This is a genomic window from Cryobacterium sp. N21, from assembly GCF_002929575.1.
GTDB classification, from domain to species: Bacteria; Actinomycetota; Actinomycetes; order Actinomycetales; family Microbacteriaceae; genus Cryobacterium; species Cryobacterium flavum.
Map to the genome: position 1 here is coordinate 23,248 of NZ_PJJQ01000033.1, position 17,630 is coordinate 40,877.

The window sequence follows — 17,630 nt, forward strand, 5'->3', positions numbered from 1 at the left end:
ACTATGGCTACAGCACTCGACATCATTGACGCCAAGGGCAAGAAGGCAGGCTCTGCCGAGCTTCCCGACGAGCTCTTCGACGTTCCCGCCAACATTCCTCTCATCCACCAGGTCGTTGTTGCGCAGCTCGCTGCCGCACGCCAGGGAACGAGCAAGGTCAAGCGCCGTGGAGAAGTTTCCGGTGCCGGCCGCAAGCCGTTCAAGCAGAAAGGAACCGGTCGCGCTCGTCAGGGCTCCATCCGCGCTCCTCAGATGACCGGTGGTGGAATCGTCCACGGACCGACCCCGCGCAGCTACGACCAGCGCACCCCGAAAAAGATGATCGCCGCAGCCCTCAAGGGTGCACTGAGCGACCGCGCCCGCGGTGGCCGCCTGCACATCGTCGAGGCACTGTTCACGGCTGAGACCCCCAACACCAAGGTTGCCCTGGAGCTGCTCACGCAGATCGCCACGAGCAAGCACGTGCTGGTTGTTCTCGAGCGTACCGACGAGACCACGTTGCGCAGCATTCGCAATATCCCGACGGTGCACATCCTTTCGTGGGACCAGCTCAACGCCTATGACGTGCTCGTCAGCGACGACATTGTCTTCACCACCGGCGCGTTCAACGCGTTCGTGGAGAGCAAGACCAAGAAGGAAGAGGTGGCCGCATAATGACTATCGCGACCAACAAGGACCCCCGCGACATCATCATCTCTCCGGTTGTCTCTGAGAAGAGCTACGGCCTGATTGACGAGGGTAAGTACACCTTCATCGTTGACCCCCGCTCGAACAAGACGGAGATCAAGCTCGCGATCGAAAAGATCTTCAAGGTGCAGGTCGCTTCGATCAACACCCTGAACCGCGTGGGCAAGACTCGCCGCACCAAGTTCGGCATGGGCAAGCGCAAGGACACCAAGCGTGCCATTGTCACGCTCAAGTCTGGCTCCATCGACATCTTCACGGCCGTCGGCTAAGCGACAAGGCAGAGGGATAACTAATGGCTATTCGTAAGTACAAGCCCACGACTCCGGGTCGACGCGGTTCATCCGTTGCCGACTTCGCGGAAATCACGCGTTCCACCCCGGAGAAGTCGCTTCTGCGTCCGCTCTCCAAGACCGGTGGGCGTAACAACCAGGGCCGCATCACGACCCGTCACATCGGTGGTGGCCACAAGCGCCAGTACCGCGTGATCGACTTCAAGCGCAACGATAAGGACGGCGTCAACGCCCGCGTCGCTGAAATTGAATACGACCCGAACCGCACGGCGCGCATCGCGCTCCTGCACTTCATCGACGGCACGAAGCGTTACATCATCGCGCCGAACAAGCTCAGCCAGGGCGACATCATCGAGTCTGGAGCCGGGGCTGACATCAAGCCCGGCAACAACCTGCCGTTGAAGAACATCCCCACCGGTACCATCATTCACGCGATCGAGCTGCGTCCGGGTGGTGGCGCCAAGATGGCCCGCTCCGCCGGTTCGTCGGTTCGCCTGGTTGCGAAGGAGGGCGTCTACGCCCAGCTTCGTCTGCCGTCTGGTGAAATCCGCAACGTGGATGCTCGCTGCCGCGCGACGATCGGCGAGGTCGGCAACGCCGAGCAGTCGAACATCAACTGGGGCAAGGCCGGACGTATGCGCTGGAAAGGCGTTCGCCCGACCGTTCGTGGTGTTGCCATGAACCCGGTCGATCACCCGCACGGTGGTGGTGAGGGTAAGACGTCCGGTGGACGTCACCCCGTCAGCCCCTGGGGCCAGAAGGAAGGGCGCACCCGCCACCCGAATAAGGAAAGCGACAAGCTCATTGTTCGTCGCCGCACCGTCGGCAAGAAGCGTAAGTAGGAGTAGACGATGCCAAGAAGTCTTAAGAAAGGCCCTTTCGTTGACGACCACCTGCTTCGCAAGGTGTTCGCGGCGAACGAAGCCAAGAGCAAGAACGTAATCAAGACCTGGTCGCGCCGCTCGATGATCATCCCCGACATGCTCGGACACACCATCGCAGTGCACGACGGACGCAAGCACATCCCGGTGTTCGTCACCGAGAGCATGGTCGGACACAAGCTCGGTGAGTTTGCGCCCACCCGCACCTTCCGTGGACACGTGAAGGACGACAAGAAGGGCCGTCGCCGCTAACGCGGGGACGTGAAGGAGGAGAAGAAATGGTGGAGTCGATCGCACGCGTGCGTCACATCCGCGTTACCCCCCAGAAGGCTCGTCGCGTCGTTGACATGATCCGCGGCAAGCAGGCGCACGAAGCGCTGGGAATTCTGAAGTTCGCGCCCCAGGGCGCTTCCGACCCGGTCTACAAGCTGGTGGCCTCGGCCATCGCCAACGCCCGAGTCAAAGCAGATGCAGCCAACACGTATCTGGACGAGCAGGACCTGTTCATCAGCCGGGCATTCGTTGACGAGGGTACGACCCTCAAGCGTTTCCAGGCTCGTGCCCAGGGTCGCGCATTCGAAATCAAGAAGCGCACCAGCCACATCACGGTTGTGCTCACCACTCCTGAGGAGGGTACGAAGTAATGGGTCAGAAAGTAAACCCCTACGGCTTCCGTCTGGGAATCACCACCGATCACGTATCGCGTTGGTTCTCTGACTCGACCAAGCCAGGTCAGCGTTACGCTGACTTTGTTGCAGAAGACGTCAAGATCCGTCGCCTGCTGAGCACCAGCCTTGACCGTGCCGGCGTCAGCCGTATCGAGATCGAGCGCACTCGTGACCGTGTTCGCGTTGACATTCACACCGCCCGTCCGGGCATTGTGATTGGTCGCCGCGGCGCGGAGGCCGAGCGCATCCGCTCTGACCTTGAGAAGCTCACCGCCAAGCAGATTCAGCTGAACATCCTCGAGGTCAAGAACCCCGAGCAGGATGCCCAGCTCGTCGCGCAGGGTATTGCCGAGCAGCTCTCCGCTCGTGTGGCTTTCCGCCGCGCGATGCGTAAGGGCCTGCAGGGTGCACAGCGCGCCGGCGCCAAGGGTGTTCGCATCCAGGTGTCGGGTCGTCTGGGTGGCGCCGAGATGAGCCGCAGCGAGTTCTACCGCGAAGGCCGTGTGCCCCTGCACACCCTGCGCGCGAACATCGACTACGGCTTCTACGAAGCCAAGACCACCTTCGGCCGTATCGGCGTGAAGGTTTGGATCTACAAGGGCGACATCACCAACAAGGAACTCGCTCGCGAGCAGGCCAACGCTAAGTCGTCCCGCCCCGAGCGTCGTGACGATCGACCGCGCCGTGCACCTCGTGCAGATGCTCCGGCAGCGGCACCGGTCGCAGCAGGAGTTGAGGCTAAATAATGTTGATTCCACGTAGAGTCAAGCACCGCAAGCAGCACCACCCGGGTCGCACCGGCCACGCTACCGGTGGCACCACGGTGTCCTTCGGTGAGTACGGCATTCAGGCGCTGACCCCCGCGTATGTGACCAACCGTCAGATCGAGTCCGCTCGTATCGCCATGACGCGTCACATCAAACGTGGCGGAAAGGTGTGGATCAACATCTACCCCGACCGCCCGCTGACCAAGAAGCCGGCCGAAACCCGCATGGGTTCCGGTAAGGGTTCGGTCGAGTGGTGGGTTGCCAACGTCAAGCCGGGTCGCGTTCTGTTCGAGCTCAGCGGTGTCACCGACGCCGTTGCGAAAGAGGCGCTGACCCGCGCAATTCACAAGCTGCCCCTCAAGGCACGCATCATCAAGCGCGAGGAGGGCGACGCATAATGGCGATCGGAACCAAGGAGCTCGCCTCAGTCGAGCTCGATACTTTTGACAATGAGAAGCTGTTCGACGAGCTGAAGAAGGCCAAGGAAGAGCTGTTCAACCTGCGCTTCCAGTCGGCCACCGGTCAGCTCGAAAGCCACGGCCGCCTCCGCGCGGTCAAGCGCGACATCGCTCGCATCTACACGGTTCTCCGTGAGCGCGAGCTGGGCATTCGTGCCACCCCGGTCGTAGCCCCGGCTCCGGCCAAGGCTGAAAAGGGCGAGAAAAAGACCAAGAAGGCCAAGGCCGCAGTGGAGTCCACCGACGACGCTGCAGCTGAGGCCGTCGAGACGAAGGAGGCCTAGTCATGGCGAAGACTGACGAAACGGTCGTCGCGGGCGAAGCCACCGAGCTCGTACGCGGTTACCGCAAGACGCTGCGTGGTTACGTGACCAGCGACAAGATGAACAAAACCATCATTGTCGTGGTCGAAGACCGCGTGAAGCACCCGTTGTACGGCAAGGTCATCCGCCGTACATCCAAGCTGAAGGCGCACGACGAGGCGAACTCCGCCGGCATCGGCGACCTGGTCCTGATCAGTGAGACCCGTCCGCTCAGCGCTTCCAAGCGCTGGCGCCTGGTCGAGATTCTTGAGAAGGCCAAGTAAGCCTCGCGCTTACTTGACGTAAAGGAGTTATAAAGTGCTTCAGCAAGAATCACGAGTCAAAGTTGCCGACAACACCGGTGCCAAGGAACTCTTGACCATCCGCGTTCTCGGTGGCTCAGGCCGTCGCTACGCCGGCCTCGGAGACGTCATCGTCGCCACGGTCAAGGATGCAATCCCGGGCGGCAACGTCAAGAAGGGTGACATCGTCAAAGCTGTCATCGTTCGCACCAAGAAGGAGACCCGTCGTCCAGACGGCTCCTACATCAAGTTCGATGAGAACGCTGCAGTGATCTTGAAGGCAGACGGTGACCCCCGCGGCACCCGAATCTTCGGACCGGTCGGTCGCGAGCTTCGCGACAAGAAGTTCATGAAGATCATCTCGCTGGCACCGGAGGTTATTTAATCATGGCCAGAATCAAAAAGGGTGACCTCGTTCAGGTCATCAGCGGCCGCAGCCAGGCTCGCGGCGGAGACCGTGGCAAGCAGGGCAAGATCATCTCCGTCGACGCCACGAAGAACCGTGTCCTCGTTGAGGGCATCAACTTCGTGACCAAGCACGTTCGCGTCGGACAGACCCAGCGCGGCACAAAGACGGGCGGCATCGAGACCTTCGAAGCCCCCATCCACGTGTCCAACGTTGCCATCGTCGACCCGGAGACCAAGAAGCCGACCCGCGTCGGCTTCCGCCAGGAAGAGGTAACGAAGGACGGCGTCTCCAAGACGGTCCGCATTCGTTACGCCAAGAAGTCAGGGAAGGACCTCTAATGACTGACACCGCAGTTGTTGAAGGAACAGGCGGAGCCGCGCCCGTCAAGGCCCTGCCGCGTCTGAAGCAGAAGTACCGCGATGAGATCAGTGCCAAGCTTTCCGCAGAACTCGGCTTCACCAACGTGCACCGCATCCCCACCCTGACGAAGATTGTCGTCAACATGGGTGTCGGAGAAGCAGCACGCGACGGCAAGGTGATGGACGGTGCGGTTTCTGACCTCACCAAGATCACCGGCCAGAAGCCGCAGGTCACCAAGGCCCGCAAGTCCATTGCGCAGTTCAAACTGCGCGAGGGACAGCCCATCGGCGCCCACGTCACACTTCGTGGCGACCGCATGTGGGAGTTCCTGGACCGGCTGCTCAGCCTGGCCCTTCCTCGCATCCGTGACTTCCGCGGTCTGTCCGACAAGCAGTTCGACGGTGCGGGCAACTACACCTTCGGTCTGACCGAGCAGGTCATGTTCCACGAGATCGACCAGGACCGCATTGACCGCGTTCGCGGCATGGACATCACGGTCGTCACGACCGCGAAGACCAACGACGAGGGTCGCGCGCTGCTCAAGGCGCTCGGTTTCCCGTTCAAGACGGACGACGTCAAGTAGCAGTTCCTCACTACAGAGGAACAAATTCAACTAGAGTTGGGAGCTTGCGCTTGCAAGCTCCCAACTATGGTTGGCCTCGCCCACAGTTTTTCACTGGGCGCACACAGATTTTCACCCCGGAATCCGATCAACCGATCGGGTTCCTCACCACCACAGGTCGTCATTCGTGTAACGGATGGGCGAAACCAGGCGAGAAAGGCACCACAAAATGACAATGACAGATCCGGTCGCAGACATGCTGACCAGACTGCGCAACGCGAACTCGGCGTACCACGACACAGTGTCGATGCCGCATAGCAAATTGAAAGCGCACATCGCTGACATCCTCAAGGCTCAGGGTTACATCTCCGCCTGGACCGTCAAGGATGCAACAGTAGGCAAGACCCTCACCTTGGACCTCAAATTCGGTCCGAACCGCGAGCGCTCCATCGTAGGCATCAAGCGGGTTTCCAAGCCCGGCCTCCGCGTGTACGCAAAGTCGACTGAGATCCCCACGGTTCTCGGCGGCCTCGGCGTTGCCATCCTGTCCACCTCCAGCGGTCTGCTCACCGACCGCCAGGCTGAGAAGAAGGGCGTAGGCGGAGAAGTTCTCGCCTACGTGTGGTAACTGAGAATGTCACGTATTGGAAGACTCCCCATCCCGATCCCCGCTGGGGTCACGGTTGTGGCTGACGGCCAGGCCGTCTCCGTCAAGGGCCCGAAGGGCGAGCTCGCGCTCGTCGTTTCCAACCCCATCTCGGTGTCGATCGAGGACGGTCACGTTCTCGTCACCCGTCCGAACGACGAGCGCCAGTCGCGTTCGCTGCACGGTCTGACCCGCACCCTGATCAACAACCAGATCATCGGCGTAACCGTTGGTTACACCAAGGGTCTCGAAATCGTCGGTACCGGTTACCGCGCGGCGCAGAAGGGCACCTCCGTTGAGTTCGCCCTCGGCTTCTCGCACCCGGTCGTCGTCGAGCCGCCCGTCGGAATCGTTTTGACCGTTGAGAGCGTCAACAAGCTCACGGTCAGCGGAATCGACAAGCAGGCCGTCGGCGAGGTTGCCGCCAACATCCGTAAGATTCGCAAGCCAGAGCCCTACAAGGGCAAGGGTGTGCGTTACGCCGGCGAGATTGTTCGCCGCAAGGCCGGAAAGAGCGGTAAGTAACCATGGGACTCGGAACTAGAGGCAAGAGCAAGGCCGCAGCCCGCGGACGTCGTCACACACGTCTTCGCAAGAAGATCGAGGGAACGGCTCTTCGCCCGCGCCTCGTCGTCACGCGCTCGGCTCGCCACGTATTCGTGCAGGTCGTCGACGACAGCAAGGGTTTCACCCTTGCGTCGGCATCCACGCTCGAAACGGACTTGCGCACCTTCGATGGTGACAAGACCGCCAAGGCCCGCAAGGTCGGTGAGCTTGTTGCTGAGCGTGCGAAAGCCGCCGGCATCGAAGCCGTTGTATTTGACCGTGGTGGCAGCAAGTACGCAGGACGCGTCGCAGCCATCGCTGAGGGAGCTCGAGAGGGTGGATTGAACCTGTGAGCACTGAAAAGATCGAAACCACAGCACCTGTTGCTGCCGTTGCCGAGGCGCCGGTTGAAACCGCTGCCTCCACGACCCCGCCGCAGAACGAGCCTCGCGAGGCTCGTCGTGGTGGCCGTGAGCGCAACCCGAACAAGGACCGCGGAAGCCGCGATGCCGACAAGAGCCAGTTCCTGGAGCGCGTCGTCACCATCAACCGCGTGTCGAAGGTCGTCAAGGGTGGTCGTCGCTTCAGCTTCACCGCTCTCGTCGTCGTCGGCGACGGTAACGGCCTGGTCGGCGTTGGATACGGTAAGGCCCGCGAGGTCCCGACCGCTATCTCCAAGGGCGTCGAAGAAGCGAAGAAGAACTTCTTCCGCGTTCCTCGCGTTGGCCTGACCATCCCGCACCCCGTGCAGGGTGAAGCCGCAGCCGGCGTCGTTCTGCTTCGTCCGGCAGCAGCAGGTACCGGCGTTATCGCCGGTGGCCCGGTGCGCGCCGTACTCGAATGCGCTGGCATCCACGACGTGCTGAGCAAGTCGCTCGGTTCGTCGAACACCATCAACATCGTGCACGCCACGGTCGAGGCACTGCACCAGCTCGAAGAGCCGCGTGCGGTTGCGGCTCGCCGTGGCCTCGCCTATGAAGACGTGGCTCCGGCCCGTTTTCTTCGTGCCGACGCCGCTGCAGCTGCAGCGGCCGCAACCGCGAAGGCAGGTGCCTGATGGCCCAGCTGAAGATCACACAGATCAAGTCCAAAATTAGTGAGAAGCAGAACCAGCGCGACACTCTTCGCAGCCTGGGTCTGCGACGCATTGGCGCCGTCACCATCCGCGAGGACAACTCGCAGAACCGTGGCTACGTCAACACCGTCGCTCACCTCGTAAAGGTCGAGGAGATTGACTAATGGCTGACGAGAAGGAAGCTACCAAGGTAGCCGACAAGCCCGCCACGAAGAAGGCTGCTGCCCCCAAAAAGGCCGCAGCACCGAAGAAGGCTACTGCCCCCAAAAAGGCAGCCGTTGCAGCAGAACCGACTGAGCCCCGCGAGCACGTGCTGAAGGTACACCACCTTCGCCCGGCTCCCGGAGCGAAGAAGGCCCGCCAGCGCGTTGGCCGTGGTGAAGGATCCAAGGGTAAGACCGCGGGTCGAGGTACCAAGGGCACCAAGGCACGCTACAGCGTGCGCGTCGGCTTCGAGGGTGGGCAGATGCCTCTGCACATGCGCACCCCGAAACTGCGTGGATTCAAGAACCCGTTCCGCGTCGAGTACCAGGTTGTCAACCTGGAAAAGCTCGAACTGCTGTACCCGGACGGCGGCGATGTCACCATTGCCAGCCTGATCGCCAAGGGTGCGGTTCGTGACAACGAAAAAGTCAAGGTTCTTGGAACCGGTGAAATTACCGTTAAGCTGAACGTGACGGTCGACAAGGTCTCTGCTTCAGCTGAGCAGAAAATTGTCGCCGCGGGTGGATCTGTAAAGTAAGTCCGAAGACGCTCAATCGAGCTTGTCGAATCCGTCAATCGAGTAAATCGTTTGGTGTGATTCGACAAGCTCGATCGTTTTAAGTCGATCTGCCGCTTTACATCGACATGCACTGTCGATCTGCGTAAAAATCTGGAGGCCTTTTTGTTTAGCGCCATTGCGCGGATCTTCCGCACACCCGACCTTCGTAAGAAGATCGGCTTCACCCTGGGCATCATTGCTCTGTTCCGTCTGGGCTCGTTCGTACCGGCCCCGTTCGTGGACTTCGGCAATGTGCAGCTGTGTCTCGCAGCCAACCAGGGCACGAGCGGCCTCTACGAGCTCGTCAACCTGTTCAGTGGTGGCGCCCTGCTGCAGTTGAGCGTCTTTGCGCTCGGCATCATGCCGTACATCACGGCCTCGATCATCGTGCAGTTGCTGCGCGTGGTCATCCCCCACTTCGACACTCTCTATAAAGAGGGTGCATCGGGCCAGAGCACTCTGACCCAGTACACGCGTTACCTCACCATCGCCCTGGGTATTCTGCAGTCGACCACGCTGATCACGGTGGCTCGAAGCGGCGCCCTGTTCGGGACATCCGCCAGCACCGAGTGCACGCAGCTGATCACCAACGACGCCTGGTATGCCATCATGCTCATGGTCATCACGATGACCGCCGGCACCGGCGTCATCATGTGGATGGGTGAGCTCGTCACCGAACGCGGCGTCGGCAACGGCATGTCGCTCATGATCTTCATCTCGATTGCCGCCCTGTTCCCCGGCTCGCTCGCCTCGATCGGTCAGCAGCAGGGTCCCGACACCCTGATCATCGTTCTGATCGTCGGAATATTGGTGGTCGCCGGCGTGGTTTTCGTCGAGCAATCGCAGCGGCGAATACCAGTGCAGTACGCCAAGCGCATGGTCGGCCGACGCACCTACGGCGGCAACAACACCTACATTCCGATCAAGGTCAACATGGCCGGTGTGATCCCCGTGATCTTTGCCTCCTCGCTGCTGTACCTGCCAGCCCTGCTCGCGCAGTTCAACCAGCCGGCCGCCGGAACCGAAGCGCCGGCCTGGGTAGTCTGGATTTCGCAGAACCTCACCGGCGGCGACCAGCCGCTGTATATGGCCATGTACTTCCTGCTCATCATCGGCTTCACCTACTTCTACGTGGCCATCACGTTCAACCCCGAAGAAGTCGCCGACAACATGAAGAAGTACGGCGGGTTCATTCCCGGCATTCGCGCCGGCCGCCCGACCGCCGAGTACCTCGACTTCGTGCTGACCCGAATCACGCTCCCCGGCTCGATCTATCTGGGCCTGATCGCGCTCATCCCGTTGATCGCGTTCTCGGTTATCGGCGCCGACCAGAACTTTCCGTTCGGCGGCGCGAGCATTCTCATCGTCGTCGGCGTGGGGCTCGAGACGGTCAAGCAGATCGACTCGCAACTGCAACAGCGACACTATGAGGGGCTTCTTAAATGACGCGCTTACTACTGATCGGCCCGCCCGGCGCGGGCAAAGGCACCCAGGCGGAGCGTCTGGCGCTCGCCTTCGACGTTCCCGCTATTTCCACCGGTGACATCTTTCGCTACAACGTGACCAACAACACCCCGCTGGGGCTCGAGGTCAAGTCGTTCATGGATGCCGGCGCCTACGTGCCGGACACCCTCACCAACGCGATCGTCGCTGACCGTCTGAAAGAATCGGATGCCACCAACGGTTTTCTGCTGGACGGCTACCCGCGCACAACCGATCAGGTCGTTGAGCTCGACCGCCTGCTCGTTGCTGGCGGCACCCAGCTCGACGTGGTCGTTCTGATCACCGCCGACACCGACGAGGTTGTCGCCCGACTGCTGAAGCGCGCAGCCGAGCAGGGCCGCGCGGACGACACTGCCGAGGTCATCCGTCACCGTCTTGACGTCTACGCTGAGCAGACCGCTCCGCTCATCGATGTGTACAGCGCCCGCGGCCTCGTCGTCACCATCGACGGCCTCGGTGCCGTTGAAGTGGTCACCGACCGCATTCTCGCTGCGCTGGCCGAACGCGGCCTGCTCCAGGGCAGCAGCACTCTCTAGCAACAGTTTGGGGCTGGGCCGAAAGGCCCGGCCCATCATCATGTGCACCACCAATTGAATAATCGCTCCCGTTCTCGGAGCTAGTTTGTAGGAAATCAGTGAGTCTTCGACGTTCCATCTACAAGAACCCAGCCCAGCTGCGCCTCATGGTGGCACCGGGTCTGGCCACCGCGGCATCGCTCAAAGCTGCCCGCGCGGCCATGGTCATCGGCGCGACCACGCTCGAGCTTGATGCCGCTGCTGAGGCCGCCATCGCCCTGCTCGGCGGTAAGCCGAACTTCAAACTCGAACAGGGCTACCACCACACTGTGTGCGCCTCGGTGAACGACGACGTCGTGCACGGGATCCCGTCTGCACGTCGCCTCGGCGCCGGCGATATCGTCTCGATCGACAGCGGAGCGATCATCGAAGGCTGGAACGGTGACGCTGCGTTCAGCTTCGTGCTCCCCGACGAGTCGCGCCCCGAGCTCGTGGCCGAACGCCAGAAGCTCTCCGACGTGACCGAGCAGTCGCTCTGGCACGGTATCGCCCGACTGCACACCGCGCGCCACCTGAACGAGGTCGGCGACGCCATCGAGGACTACATCGAGTCGCAGGGCACCTACGGCATCCTCACCGACTATGTCGGCCACGGCATCGGCCGTTCCATGCACGAAGCCCCGCCGGTGTTCAACTACCGCGTGCGCCAGAAGGGCCCGGATGTGAAGCCGGGCCTCGTGGTAGCCATTGAGCCGATGGTCGTGCTCGGCTCGATCGACACCTACACCCGCGACGACGACTGGACCGTCGCCACGAGCGACGGCAAGGCCGCAGCGCACTGGGAGCACAGCGTCGCCGTGCACAAGGACGGCATCTGGGTGCTCACCGCCGAGGACGGCGGAGCTTCCGGCCTCGCCCAGTTCGGAATCGTTCCCGTCCCAATTCCGTAGCTGGCTGATCGCGTAGCTACTGGTCCATCAAGTGGCCGTCGGCTCGGTCGGCGAGGGTGCTCGCCAGTTCCGGCGGGAGATCGGCCGGCGGGGCTTAGAGGTCGAGCCCGACCGGGTCGTCAGACGCCGTTCCGTCAATGAGTCGCCGCACCGGCTGGACGGTCGTGCAGGGCCGGGCGAGAGCCGATGCGCGCACTCAGCCGGTCTGAGCGGTTCATCGGGCCGGCGGCGGAGCTCGCCGAAGGCGGCGGCAGCGCGGTGTCCCTGCTGGAGGCGATTCGCGCGGCTTTCCGCTTCGACGTACCCGGCGATTCGCAGACCGCCGAGCTTCAGCGCCTGCTGGCCGGGAAAGCTGCGCCTCGGATTGCGGAGGTGGTCTGCGGGCTGGCGCCGGGGCATCCACTGTTTGACGCGGTCACCCGGGACATCGCCGCAGCCCAGCGGGTGAGCCGCTGAACCAGAACCCGAGCCGCGCCCACCGGCGCCCCTGACTCCTGCGGCCATACCTGCTTCCGCCGAGTCGGGGACGCTGGTGCGCGGGAGATTATAGGACTGAATTGCCAAAAGGCAATCTCATACCATAGGATTGATCCTTGGTGTCTGGTGTCGTCTTTTGTGGCGTGTCAGGCATCAATCCCGCATGACCAGCAATCAATACAGAGCGACAGTGAGGGTATGGCCAAAAAAGACGGTGTCATCGAAATCGAGGGCGCAGTAGTCGAAGCTCTGCCCAACGCGATGTTTCGCGTTGAGCTGTCAAACGGCCACCGAGTTCTTGCCCACATCTCGGGCAAGATGCGCCAGCACTACATCCGCATCCTCCCGGAGGACCGCGTGATCGTAGAACTCAGCCCGTACGACCTGACCCGCGGCCGGATCGTCTACCGCTACAAGTAACGACTGCTGTAAGTAACGGCCCTCGGCATCCCGCGGGTACGAAGACAGCGAAAAACAAGGAATCACCATGAAGGTCAAGCCCAGCGTCAAAAAGATCTGTGACAAGTGCAAGGTCATCCGCCGTAACGGCAACGTGATGGTCATCTGCGAGAACCCGCGTCACAAGCAGCGCCAGGGTTAAGTCTCCCTTCGAGATTTACCTGAATAACTGAATATTTACTAGCAGTTCCGGGAGCCCGTGAGGGTGACACCATCGGTTGGAGGCCGGTGTACAGGAGCTGTTACAGACCTCCATCACTAACAGGAGACACAATGGCACGTCTAGCCGGCGTCGACATCCCGCGCGATAAGCGCGTGGAAGTTGCATTGACTTACATTTACGGTGTTGGCCGTACGAGGGCCCTCAAGACCCTCGCCGACACTGGAATCGACGGAAACATCCGCGTCAAGGATTTGAGCGACGACCAGCTCGTCCTTCTCCGCGACTACGTCGAGGGTTCCTTCAAGGTTGAGGGTGACCTCCGCCGTGAGGTTGCCGCTGACATCCGCCGCAAGGTTGAAATTGGCAGCTACGAGGGCATTCGCCACCGCAAGGGCCTGCCCGTTCGCGGACAGCGCACCAAGACCAACGCTCGCACCCGCAAGGGCCCGAAGCGCACCGTAGCCGGCAAGAAGAAGGCGCGCTAGGCCCTCGGCCTAGCCCGCTAACGCCTTTAGGATTCAGGAGAAATTCATGGCACAACCCAAGTCGGCCGTACGGAAGCCGCGTAAGAAAGAAAAGAAGAACATTGCTGTGGGCCAGGCCCACATCAAGAGCACCTTCAACAACACGATCGTGTCGATCACCGACACGACCGGTGCCGTCATCAGCTGGGCCTCGTCGGGCCAGGTTGGTTTCAAGGGTTCGCGCAAGTCGACCCCCTTCGCCGCACAGCTGGCCGCCGAGTCGGCCGCCCGCCAGGCGCAGGAACACGGCATGAAGAAGGTTGACGTGTTCGTCAAGGGACCCGGCTCAGGCCGCGAGACCGCGATCCGTTCACTGCAGGCCGCTGGCCTCGAGGTCGGTTCGATCAACGACGTGACGCCCCAGGCTCACAACGGATGCCGTCCGCCGAAGCGCCGCCGCGTCTAAAGCACTCGCTGTATCTCGACGGGCTCGGCACTTCGTTGCTGCCGAGCCTCGTCGGGACTCTTTTCTTTCAACTTTTCACTCTCTCGTCATTGCAAGTGTCATATAGCGGACACTTAGCCGAAAGGAATCAACAGTGCTTATTGCACAGCGTCCAACGCTCACCGAAGAGAACATCTCGGAGTTCCGTTCACGGTTCATTATTGAGCCGCTCGAACCTGGCTTCGGCTACACCCTCGGCAACTCGCTTCGCCGTACCCTGCTCTCCTCGATCCCGGGCGCTGCTGTAACCAGCATCCGTATCGATGGCGTGCTGCACGAGTTCAGCACCGTTCCCGGGGTGAAGGAAGATGTCACTGAGATCATCCTGAACATCAAGCAACTTGTCGTCTCGAGCGAGCACGACGAGCCGATCACCGCGTACCTGCGCAAGCAGGGTGCCGGCCAGGTCACCGCCGCTGACATTTCGGCTCCCGCCGGCGTCGAGGTGCACAACCCCGAACTGGTCATCGCAACCCTCAACGACAAGGCGAAGTTCGAACTCGAACTGACCATTGAGCGTGGACGTGGTTACGTCTCCAGCACCCAGAACCGCAACGAGTTCTCCGAAGCCGGCCAGATTCCGGTCGACTCGATCTACTCGCCCGTGCTCAAGGTGACCTACCGCGTCGAGGCAACTCGTGCCGGAGAGCGCACTGACTTCGACCGCCTCGTCGTTGACGTGGAGACCAAGTCGGCCATCTCGCCGCGCGACGCCATCGCATCCTCTGGCCGCACCCTGACCGAGCTGTTCGGCCTGGCCCGCGAGCTCAACACCGCCGCCGAGGGCATCGAGATCGGCCCCGCGCCGGTTGACGCTGTGCTCTCGACCGAGCTTTCGATTCCGATCGAAGACCTCGACCTGTCGGTGCGCTCGTACAACTGCCTCAAGCGCGAAGGCATCAACAATGTCAGCGAACTGGTCGCCCTGTCGGAGACCCAGCTGATGAACATCCGCAACTTCGGGCAGAAGTCGGTTGACGAAGTGAAGGACAAGCTCGTTGAGCTCGGCCTGTCCCTGAAGGATTCGGTTCCCGGATTCGACGGCGCGCACTTCTACAGCGGCTACGAAGAAGAGACCAACTAAGGCTCGCGCTTCAACGCTGCCTTTCGATTTTTTGATACTGGAGATTACCCATGCCTAAGCCCACAAAGGGCCCCCGTCTCGGTGGCGGCCCGGCGCACGAGCGCCTCATGCTTGCGAACCTGGCCGCGGCCCTGTTCACCCACAAGTCGATCAAGACGACCGAGACCCGTGCCAAGCGCCTGCGTCCGCTCGCCGAGCGCATGGTGCAGTTCGCCAAGCGCGGCGACCTGCACGCCCGTCGTCGCGTTCTCGCGACGATCACCGACAAGACCGTCGTGCACGAGCTGTTCACGGTCATCGCCCCGCAGGTCAACGAGCGCCAGGGCGGTTACACCCGCATCACAAAGCTCGGTTTCCGCAAGGGTGATAACGCGTCCATGGTGCAGATGGAGCTCGTTCTCGAGCCCCTGACCCCCAAGGTTAAGCGCTCCAAGACCGCGACCGTTGCCGCGACCCCCATCGGGTCCGAGGACGTCGTAGTCGAGGACGTCGTAGTCGAGGACGTCGTCGCTGACGATGTTGTCGTCGAAGATGCAGCCGTCGAAGACGCTGCAGCAGAGGCCGACAAGAAGTAGTATCACCCCCGCTCGCGAGAGCGCAAAAAGTGCCCGATTGGATCGCTCAATCGGGCACTTTTTGCGCTCTCGACGAAAGATAGGGTTGGGGGATGGATCTACACGAGACTTCGTTGGCCGAACGCGTGGGGGTCGCCCCGGCTCCGGTTCTTCCGCAGCACCCGGATGTCGCGGCGTGGCGGCCCGCCACCACCGCCGACATCGACGGCATCTGGCAGTTGCGCCGGGCCATGGGCGAAGTCGACCACCCCAACTACCTCACGGCTCGCGGTGCGATCGCCGCCGACTTCGGCTACTCCCACTTTCATGCGGAGCTCGATTCGCTCGTGGGCATCGACGCCGCCGGCAGCATCCTTGCGGTCGGCATGGTCATGTTCCCGCCCCGCCAGGTCAGCCTCGTGCGCTCGATGCCGATCGGCGGCGTACACCCCCGACTGCGCGGCCGGGGCATCGGCCGCCAGCTGCTGGCGTGGCAGCTCGGCCGGGCGAAACAGCAGCTAGCGAGCTCGACCACGACGCTGCCCGGCTGGATCCTCAGCTACGCCGACGAACGTTCCCCGCAGAACGCCGCCCTGTTCGAGCACGCCGGCCTCAGCCTCGCGCGCTATTTTCTCACCCTCGAACGCCCATTGGATGCGTCGGTGCGCGTGATCGACCCGGCCGCCGGCATCCGTGTCGCCGCGTATACCGCGGCGGTCTCGGCCGAGGTGCACCGCACCCGAGATGACTCCTTCATGGACCACTGGGGCAGCCAGCCGATGAGTGACGAAAACTGGAATGCCTTCGTGGGCGGAAAATGGTTTCGCCCCGACCTGTCATTCGTGGCTTACGGCACCGACGCGGCCGGCACCGAGCAGGTCGTCGGCTTCGTGCTCTCGACAGCGAATGAGAATATCTGGGCCATGCAGGGGTTCACCGGCAGCTATATCGACCTGGTCGGCGTCTTGAGCGGATGGCGCGGCCGCCACATCGCGCAATCCCTCCTGGCCGCCCAGCTGGCTGCCGGGCAGGCACTCGGCCACGAACGAGTGACCCTCGCGGTGGACTCTGCCAGCCCCACCGGTGCCCTCGGCCTGTATACCGGCATGGGTTTCGTGCCCACCCACAAGAAGATGGCGTACACGCTCGAGTTCTGAGTCTCGCCCCGTTCGGGACGGCGCGGATAGGGTGAAGCATGACCGATCACACGACTCCACTCTCTGCGCGCGTGACCGCTCCCGCGCAGCTGCCCGTTCCTGAGCATGCCGAGGTCGCACTGTGGCGCCCGGCGACGTCCGACGATATCGACGCCATCTGGGAGCTGGAGAAGGCAATCGGCCGGGCCGACCACCCCAACTATGTGCTGGAGCGGGATCAGATCGCCGAGATCTTCGACTTCTCGTTCGTCGACCCGGCGACCGACACCCTCGTCGCTCTCGACGCCGACGGTCACGTCGTCGCCGACGGCCTGGTCGTGCTGCAGCCCGGGCAGGAAACCCTGGTGAAAGCCAACCTGAGCGGCGGGGTACTGCCCGCGCTGCGCGGCCGGGGCATCGGCCGTGAGCTGCTGGGCTGGCAGGTCGCCCGCGCCCACCAGCAACTGGCCACCTCTGGCAAGATGCTCCCAGGCTGGATCTCCACGTTCTCTGACGAGCGTGCACCCCAGAACGGGCGCCTCTACGCACGGTTCGGTCTGGCCTGCACGCGCTACTTTCTCACCCTCGACCGCCTGCTCGCCGACCCGATCCGCGAGGTCACGGTGGGCGCGGGCATCCGCGTGGCCGGGTATACGCCCGAGCTGTCGGCGGCCGTGCACGCCGCGCGTGATGCCGCCTTCATGGATCACTGGTCGAGCCAGCCCATTCCCGACGAGAGCTGGAACGCCTACGTCACCGGGCCGTCGTTCACCAACGACCTTTCGTTCGTCGCGTTCGCGACCGAGCCCGACGGCAGTGAACACGTCGTCGGCTTTGTCATGTCGAGCGTGAACGAAGACGACTGGGCGGCGGCCGGCTACCGCAGCAGCTACATCGGACTGGTCGGCGTGCTGAGCGGATGGCGCGGCCGCCACATCGCGCAGGCCCTGTTGGCCGCGCAGCTGGCCGCCAGCCGGGCCGCCGGGCATGAGCGGGCCACCCTCGACGTGGACTCGGCGAGCCCGACCGGCGCGCTCGACCTGTATACGGGCATGGGCTTCTTCGCCACCAACCGGGAGCTCGCCTACGTGCTCGAGTTCTGAA

Annotated in this window: 30 protein-coding genes; all 30 read left to right on the forward strand. The window is 62.5% G+C overall.

What is annotated here, in order from left to right; genetic code table 11:
- Positions 1 to 3: 3 nt before the first annotated feature.
- The 30 genes from rplD to CXY77_RS10510 all read left to right on the forward strand — a co-directional run bounded on the left by rplD (position 4) and on the right by CXY77_RS10510 (position 17,629).
- Entirely contained in the window at positions 4 to 654 is a 651-nt protein-coding gene (gene rplD / locus CXY77_RS10365) for a 50S ribosomal protein L4 (protein WP_092107231.1), read from the forward strand.
- On the forward strand, positions 654 to 956 hold the full coding sequence (gene rplW / locus CXY77_RS10370; protein WP_092107233.1) for a 50S ribosomal protein L23: 303 nt from the start codon (positions 654 to 656) through the stop codon (positions 954 to 956). The genes rplD and rplW overlap by 1 nt, the downstream gene beginning before the upstream one ends.
- 23 nt (positions 957 to 979) lie before the next feature.
- Complete coding sequence (gene rplB, locus CXY77_RS10375; RefSeq protein ID WP_092339441.1) at positions 980 to 1,819, forward strand: 50S ribosomal protein L2; 840 nt, start codon at positions 980 to 982, stop codon at positions 1,817 to 1,819.
- Positions 1,820 to 1,828: 9 nt separating this feature from the next.
- Entirely contained in the window at positions 1,829 to 2,110 is a 282-nt protein-coding gene (gene rpsS / locus CXY77_RS10380; protein ID WP_092107237.1) for a 30S ribosomal protein S19, read from the forward strand.
- Positions 2,111 to 2,136: 26 nt separating this feature from the next.
- The gene (rplV, locus tag CXY77_RS10385) at positions 2,137 to 2,502 is read left to right on the forward strand and encodes a 50S ribosomal protein L22 (protein ID WP_092339439.1); all 366 of its coding nucleotides are present in this window, start codon (positions 2,137 to 2,139) and stop codon (positions 2,500 to 2,502) included.
- Entirely contained in the window at positions 2,502 to 3,272 is a 771-nt protein-coding gene (gene rpsC / locus CXY77_RS10390; protein WP_092107240.1) for a 30S ribosomal protein S3, read from the forward strand. Before rplV ends, rpsC begins: the two co-directional genes overlap by 1 nt.
- Complete coding sequence (rplP, locus tag CXY77_RS10395) at positions 3,272 to 3,691, forward strand: 50S ribosomal protein L16 (RefSeq protein WP_035880247.1); 420 nt, start codon at positions 3,272 to 3,274, stop codon at positions 3,689 to 3,691. The genes rpsC and rplP overlap by 1 nt, the downstream gene beginning before the upstream one ends.
- Positions 3,691 to 4,035: a 50S ribosomal protein L29 gene (rpmC, locus tag CXY77_RS20925; RefSeq protein WP_092339437.1), complete on the forward strand. Its 345-nt coding sequence runs from the start codon at positions 3,691 to 3,693 to the stop codon at positions 4,033 to 4,035. The genes rplP and rpmC overlap by 1 nt, the downstream gene beginning before the upstream one ends.
- A gap of 2 nt (positions 4,036 to 4,037) precedes the next feature.
- Positions 4,038 to 4,337, forward strand: a complete 300-nt coding sequence (gene rpsQ, locus CXY77_RS10405; protein WP_035834619.1) for a 30S ribosomal protein S17 — start codon at positions 4,038 to 4,040, stop codon at positions 4,335 to 4,337.
- 34 nt (positions 4,338 to 4,371) lie between these two features.
- Positions 4,372 to 4,740, forward strand: a complete 369-nt coding sequence (gene rplN, locus CXY77_RS10410) for a 50S ribosomal protein L14 (protein WP_035834620.1) — start codon at positions 4,372 to 4,374, stop codon at positions 4,738 to 4,740.
- Positions 4,741 to 4,742: 2 nt separating this feature from the next.
- Positions 4,743 to 5,102: a 50S ribosomal protein L24 gene (gene rplX / locus CXY77_RS10415; RefSeq protein WP_092339435.1), complete on the forward strand. Its 360-nt coding sequence runs from the start codon at positions 4,743 to 4,745 to the stop codon at positions 5,100 to 5,102.
- Complete coding sequence (rplE, locus tag CXY77_RS10420; protein WP_092339433.1) at positions 5,102 to 5,707, forward strand: 50S ribosomal protein L5; 606 nt, start codon at positions 5,102 to 5,104, stop codon at positions 5,705 to 5,707. Before rplX ends, rplE begins: the two co-directional genes overlap by 1 nt.
- Positions 5,708 to 5,915: 208 nt before the next feature.
- Positions 5,916 to 6,314 (forward strand): 30S ribosomal protein S8, encoded by a 399-nt coding sequence (gene rpsH / locus CXY77_RS10425; RefSeq protein ID WP_092107248.1) that lies wholly within the window; start codon positions 5,916 to 5,918, stop codon positions 6,312 to 6,314.
- 6 nt (positions 6,315 to 6,320) lie between these two features.
- A complete protein-coding gene (gene rplF / locus CXY77_RS10430) occupies positions 6,321 to 6,857 on the forward strand; it encodes a 50S ribosomal protein L6 (protein ID WP_092339429.1) in 537 nt (178 codons plus the stop codon).
- A gap of 2 nt (positions 6,858 to 6,859) precedes the next feature.
- Positions 6,860 to 7,231, forward strand: a complete 372-nt coding sequence (rplR, locus tag CXY77_RS10435) for a 50S ribosomal protein L18 (RefSeq protein ID WP_092107252.1) — start codon at positions 6,860 to 6,862, stop codon at positions 7,229 to 7,231.
- The gene (gene rpsE, locus CXY77_RS10440; protein ID WP_369827303.1) at positions 7,228 to 7,935 is read left to right on the forward strand and encodes a 30S ribosomal protein S5; all 708 of its coding nucleotides are present in this window, start codon (positions 7,228 to 7,230) and stop codon (positions 7,933 to 7,935) included. The genes rplR and rpsE overlap by 4 nt, the downstream gene beginning before the upstream one ends.
- Positions 7,935 to 8,117 (forward strand): 50S ribosomal protein L30, encoded by a 183-nt coding sequence (gene rpmD, locus CXY77_RS10445; RefSeq protein WP_066597599.1) that lies wholly within the window; start codon positions 7,935 to 7,937, stop codon positions 8,115 to 8,117. The genes rpsE and rpmD overlap by 1 nt, the downstream gene beginning before the upstream one ends.
- On the forward strand, positions 8,117 to 8,695 hold the full coding sequence (rplO, locus tag CXY77_RS10450; RefSeq protein WP_104089489.1) for a 50S ribosomal protein L15: 579 nt from the start codon (positions 8,117 to 8,119) through the stop codon (positions 8,693 to 8,695). The genes rpmD and rplO overlap by 1 nt, the downstream gene beginning before the upstream one ends.
- A 144-nt stretch (positions 8,696 to 8,839) precedes the next feature.
- Positions 8,840 to 10,162: a preprotein translocase subunit SecY gene (secY, locus tag CXY77_RS10455; RefSeq protein WP_092339425.1), complete on the forward strand. Its 1,323-nt coding sequence runs from the start codon at positions 8,840 to 8,842 to the stop codon at positions 10,160 to 10,162.
- Positions 10,159 to 10,755 (forward strand): adenylate kinase, encoded by a 597-nt coding sequence (locus CXY77_RS10460; protein ID WP_104089490.1) that lies wholly within the window; start codon positions 10,159 to 10,161, stop codon positions 10,753 to 10,755. Before secY ends, CXY77_RS10460 begins: the two co-directional genes overlap by 4 nt.
- 146 nt (positions 10,756 to 10,901) lie before the next feature.
- Positions 10,902 to 11,684 (forward strand): type I methionyl aminopeptidase, encoded by a 783-nt coding sequence (gene map / locus CXY77_RS10465; RefSeq protein WP_092339522.1) that lies wholly within the window; start codon positions 10,902 to 10,904, stop codon positions 11,682 to 11,684.
- Between the two features lie 186 nt (positions 11,685 to 11,870).
- Positions 11,871 to 12,140, forward strand: coding sequence for a hypothetical protein (locus CXY77_RS10470; protein ID WP_104089492.1), 270 nt, complete (start codon positions 11,871 to 11,873; stop codon positions 12,138 to 12,140).
- 219 nt (positions 12,141 to 12,359) lie between these two features.
- Positions 12,360 to 12,581, forward strand: a complete 222-nt coding sequence (gene infA / locus CXY77_RS10475) for a translation initiation factor IF-1 (RefSeq protein WP_035834638.1) — start codon at positions 12,360 to 12,362, stop codon at positions 12,579 to 12,581.
- A 67-nt stretch (positions 12,582 to 12,648) separates the two neighbouring features.
- Positions 12,649 to 12,762, forward strand: a complete 114-nt coding sequence (rpmJ, locus tag CXY77_RS10480; protein WP_035834639.1) for a 50S ribosomal protein L36 — start codon at positions 12,649 to 12,651, stop codon at positions 12,760 to 12,762.
- 131 nt (positions 12,763 to 12,893) lie between these two features.
- Positions 12,894 to 13,268, forward strand: a complete 375-nt coding sequence (gene rpsM / locus CXY77_RS10485; protein WP_092107268.1) for a 30S ribosomal protein S13 — start codon at positions 12,894 to 12,896, stop codon at positions 13,266 to 13,268.
- Between the two features lie 46 nt (positions 13,269 to 13,314).
- Positions 13,315 to 13,713, forward strand: a complete 399-nt coding sequence (gene rpsK, locus CXY77_RS10490) for a 30S ribosomal protein S11 (RefSeq protein ID WP_035834641.1) — start codon at positions 13,315 to 13,317, stop codon at positions 13,711 to 13,713.
- Between the two features lie 133 nt (positions 13,714 to 13,846).
- The gene (locus tag CXY77_RS10495) at positions 13,847 to 14,836 is read left to right on the forward strand and encodes a DNA-directed RNA polymerase subunit alpha (protein WP_104130042.1); all 990 of its coding nucleotides are present in this window, start codon (positions 13,847 to 13,849) and stop codon (positions 14,834 to 14,836) included.
- Between the two features lie 50 nt (positions 14,837 to 14,886).
- Positions 14,887 to 15,411 carry a 50S ribosomal protein L17 gene (gene rplQ / locus CXY77_RS10500; protein WP_104130043.1) on the forward strand — a complete coding sequence of 175 codons (525 nt, stop codon included), beginning with the start codon at positions 14,887 to 14,889 and terminating at the stop codon, positions 15,409 to 15,411.
- A 92-nt stretch (positions 15,412 to 15,503) separates the two neighbouring features.
- Entirely contained in the window at positions 15,504 to 16,547 is a 1,044-nt protein-coding gene (locus CXY77_RS10505) for a GNAT family N-acetyltransferase (protein WP_092339416.1), read from the forward strand.
- A gap of 38 nt (positions 16,548 to 16,585) precedes the next feature.
- Positions 16,586 to 17,629, forward strand: coding sequence for a GNAT family N-acetyltransferase (locus tag CXY77_RS10510; RefSeq protein WP_092339414.1), 1,044 nt, complete (start codon positions 16,586 to 16,588; stop codon positions 17,627 to 17,629).
- Position 17,630: the final 1 nt, after the last annotated feature.

Excerpts from the sequence above, each read along its gene's own strand:
- rplD (WP_092107231.1), top strand. The coding sequence starts at position 4 with ATGGCTACAGCACTCGACATCATTGACGCCAAGGGCAAGAAGGCAGGC.
- rplW (WP_092107233.1), top strand. The coding sequence starts at position 654 with ATGACTATCGCGACCAACAAGGACCCCCGCGACATCATCATCTCTCCG.
- rplB (WP_092339441.1), top strand. The coding sequence starts at position 980 with ATGGCTATTCGTAAGTACAAGCCCACGACTCCGGGTCGACGCGGTTCA.
- rpsS (WP_092107237.1), top strand. The coding sequence starts at position 1,829 with ATGCCAAGAAGTCTTAAGAAAGGCCCTTTCGTTGACGACCACCTGCTT.
- rplV (WP_092339439.1), top strand. The coding sequence starts at position 2,137 with ATGGTGGAGTCGATCGCACGCGTGCGTCACATCCGCGTTACCCCCCAG.
- rpsC (WP_092107240.1), top strand. The coding sequence starts at position 2,502 with ATGGGTCAGAAAGTAAACCCCTACGGCTTCCGTCTGGGAATCACCACC.
- rplP (WP_035880247.1), top strand. The coding sequence starts at position 3,272 with ATGTTGATTCCACGTAGAGTCAAGCACCGCAAGCAGCACCACCCGGGT.
- rpmC (WP_092339437.1), top strand. The coding sequence starts at position 3,691 with ATGGCGATCGGAACCAAGGAGCTCGCCTCAGTCGAGCTCGATACTTTT.
- rpsQ (WP_035834619.1), top strand. The coding sequence starts at position 4,038 with ATGGCGAAGACTGACGAAACGGTCGTCGCGGGCGAAGCCACCGAGCTC.
- rplX (WP_092339435.1), top strand. The coding sequence starts at position 4,743 with ATGGCCAGAATCAAAAAGGGTGACCTCGTTCAGGTCATCAGCGGCCGC.
- rplE (WP_092339433.1), top strand. The coding sequence starts at position 5,102 with ATGACTGACACCGCAGTTGTTGAAGGAACAGGCGGAGCCGCGCCCGTC.
- rpsH (WP_092107248.1), top strand. The coding sequence starts at position 5,916 with ATGACAATGACAGATCCGGTCGCAGACATGCTGACCAGACTGCGCAAC.
- rplF (WP_092339429.1), top strand. The coding sequence starts at position 6,321 with ATGTCACGTATTGGAAGACTCCCCATCCCGATCCCCGCTGGGGTCACG.
- rplR (WP_092107252.1), top strand. The coding sequence starts at position 6,860 with ATGGGACTCGGAACTAGAGGCAAGAGCAAGGCCGCAGCCCGCGGACGT.
- rpmD (WP_066597599.1), top strand. The coding sequence starts at position 7,935 with ATGGCCCAGCTGAAGATCACACAGATCAAGTCCAAAATTAGTGAGAAG.
- rplO (WP_104089489.1), top strand. The coding sequence starts at position 8,117 with ATGGCTGACGAGAAGGAAGCTACCAAGGTAGCCGACAAGCCCGCCACG.
- CXY77_RS10460 (WP_104089490.1), top strand. The coding sequence starts at position 10,159 with ATGACGCGCTTACTACTGATCGGCCCGCCCGGCGCGGGCAAAGGCACC.
- map (WP_092339522.1), top strand. The coding sequence starts at position 10,902 with ATGGTGGCACCGGGTCTGGCCACCGCGGCATCGCTCAAAGCTGCCCGC.
- CXY77_RS10470 (WP_104089492.1), top strand. The coding sequence starts at position 11,871 with ATGCGCGCACTCAGCCGGTCTGAGCGGTTCATCGGGCCGGCGGCGGAG.
- infA (WP_035834638.1), top strand. The coding sequence starts at position 12,360 with ATGGCCAAAAAAGACGGTGTCATCGAAATCGAGGGCGCAGTAGTCGAA.
- rpmJ (WP_035834639.1), top strand. The coding sequence starts at position 12,649 with ATGAAGGTCAAGCCCAGCGTCAAAAAGATCTGTGACAAGTGCAAGGTC.
- rpsM (WP_092107268.1), top strand. The coding sequence starts at position 12,894 with ATGGCACGTCTAGCCGGCGTCGACATCCCGCGCGATAAGCGCGTGGAA.
- rpsK (WP_035834641.1), top strand. The coding sequence starts at position 13,315 with ATGGCACAACCCAAGTCGGCCGTACGGAAGCCGCGTAAGAAAGAAAAG.
- rplQ (WP_104130043.1), top strand. The coding sequence starts at position 14,887 with ATGCCTAAGCCCACAAAGGGCCCCCGTCTCGGTGGCGGCCCGGCGCAC.
- CXY77_RS10505 (WP_092339416.1), top strand. The coding sequence starts at position 15,504 with ATGGATCTACACGAGACTTCGTTGGCCGAACGCGTGGGGGTCGCCCCG.
- CXY77_RS10510 (WP_092339414.1), top strand. The coding sequence starts at position 16,586 with ATGACCGATCACACGACTCCACTCTCTGCGCGCGTGACCGCTCCCGCG.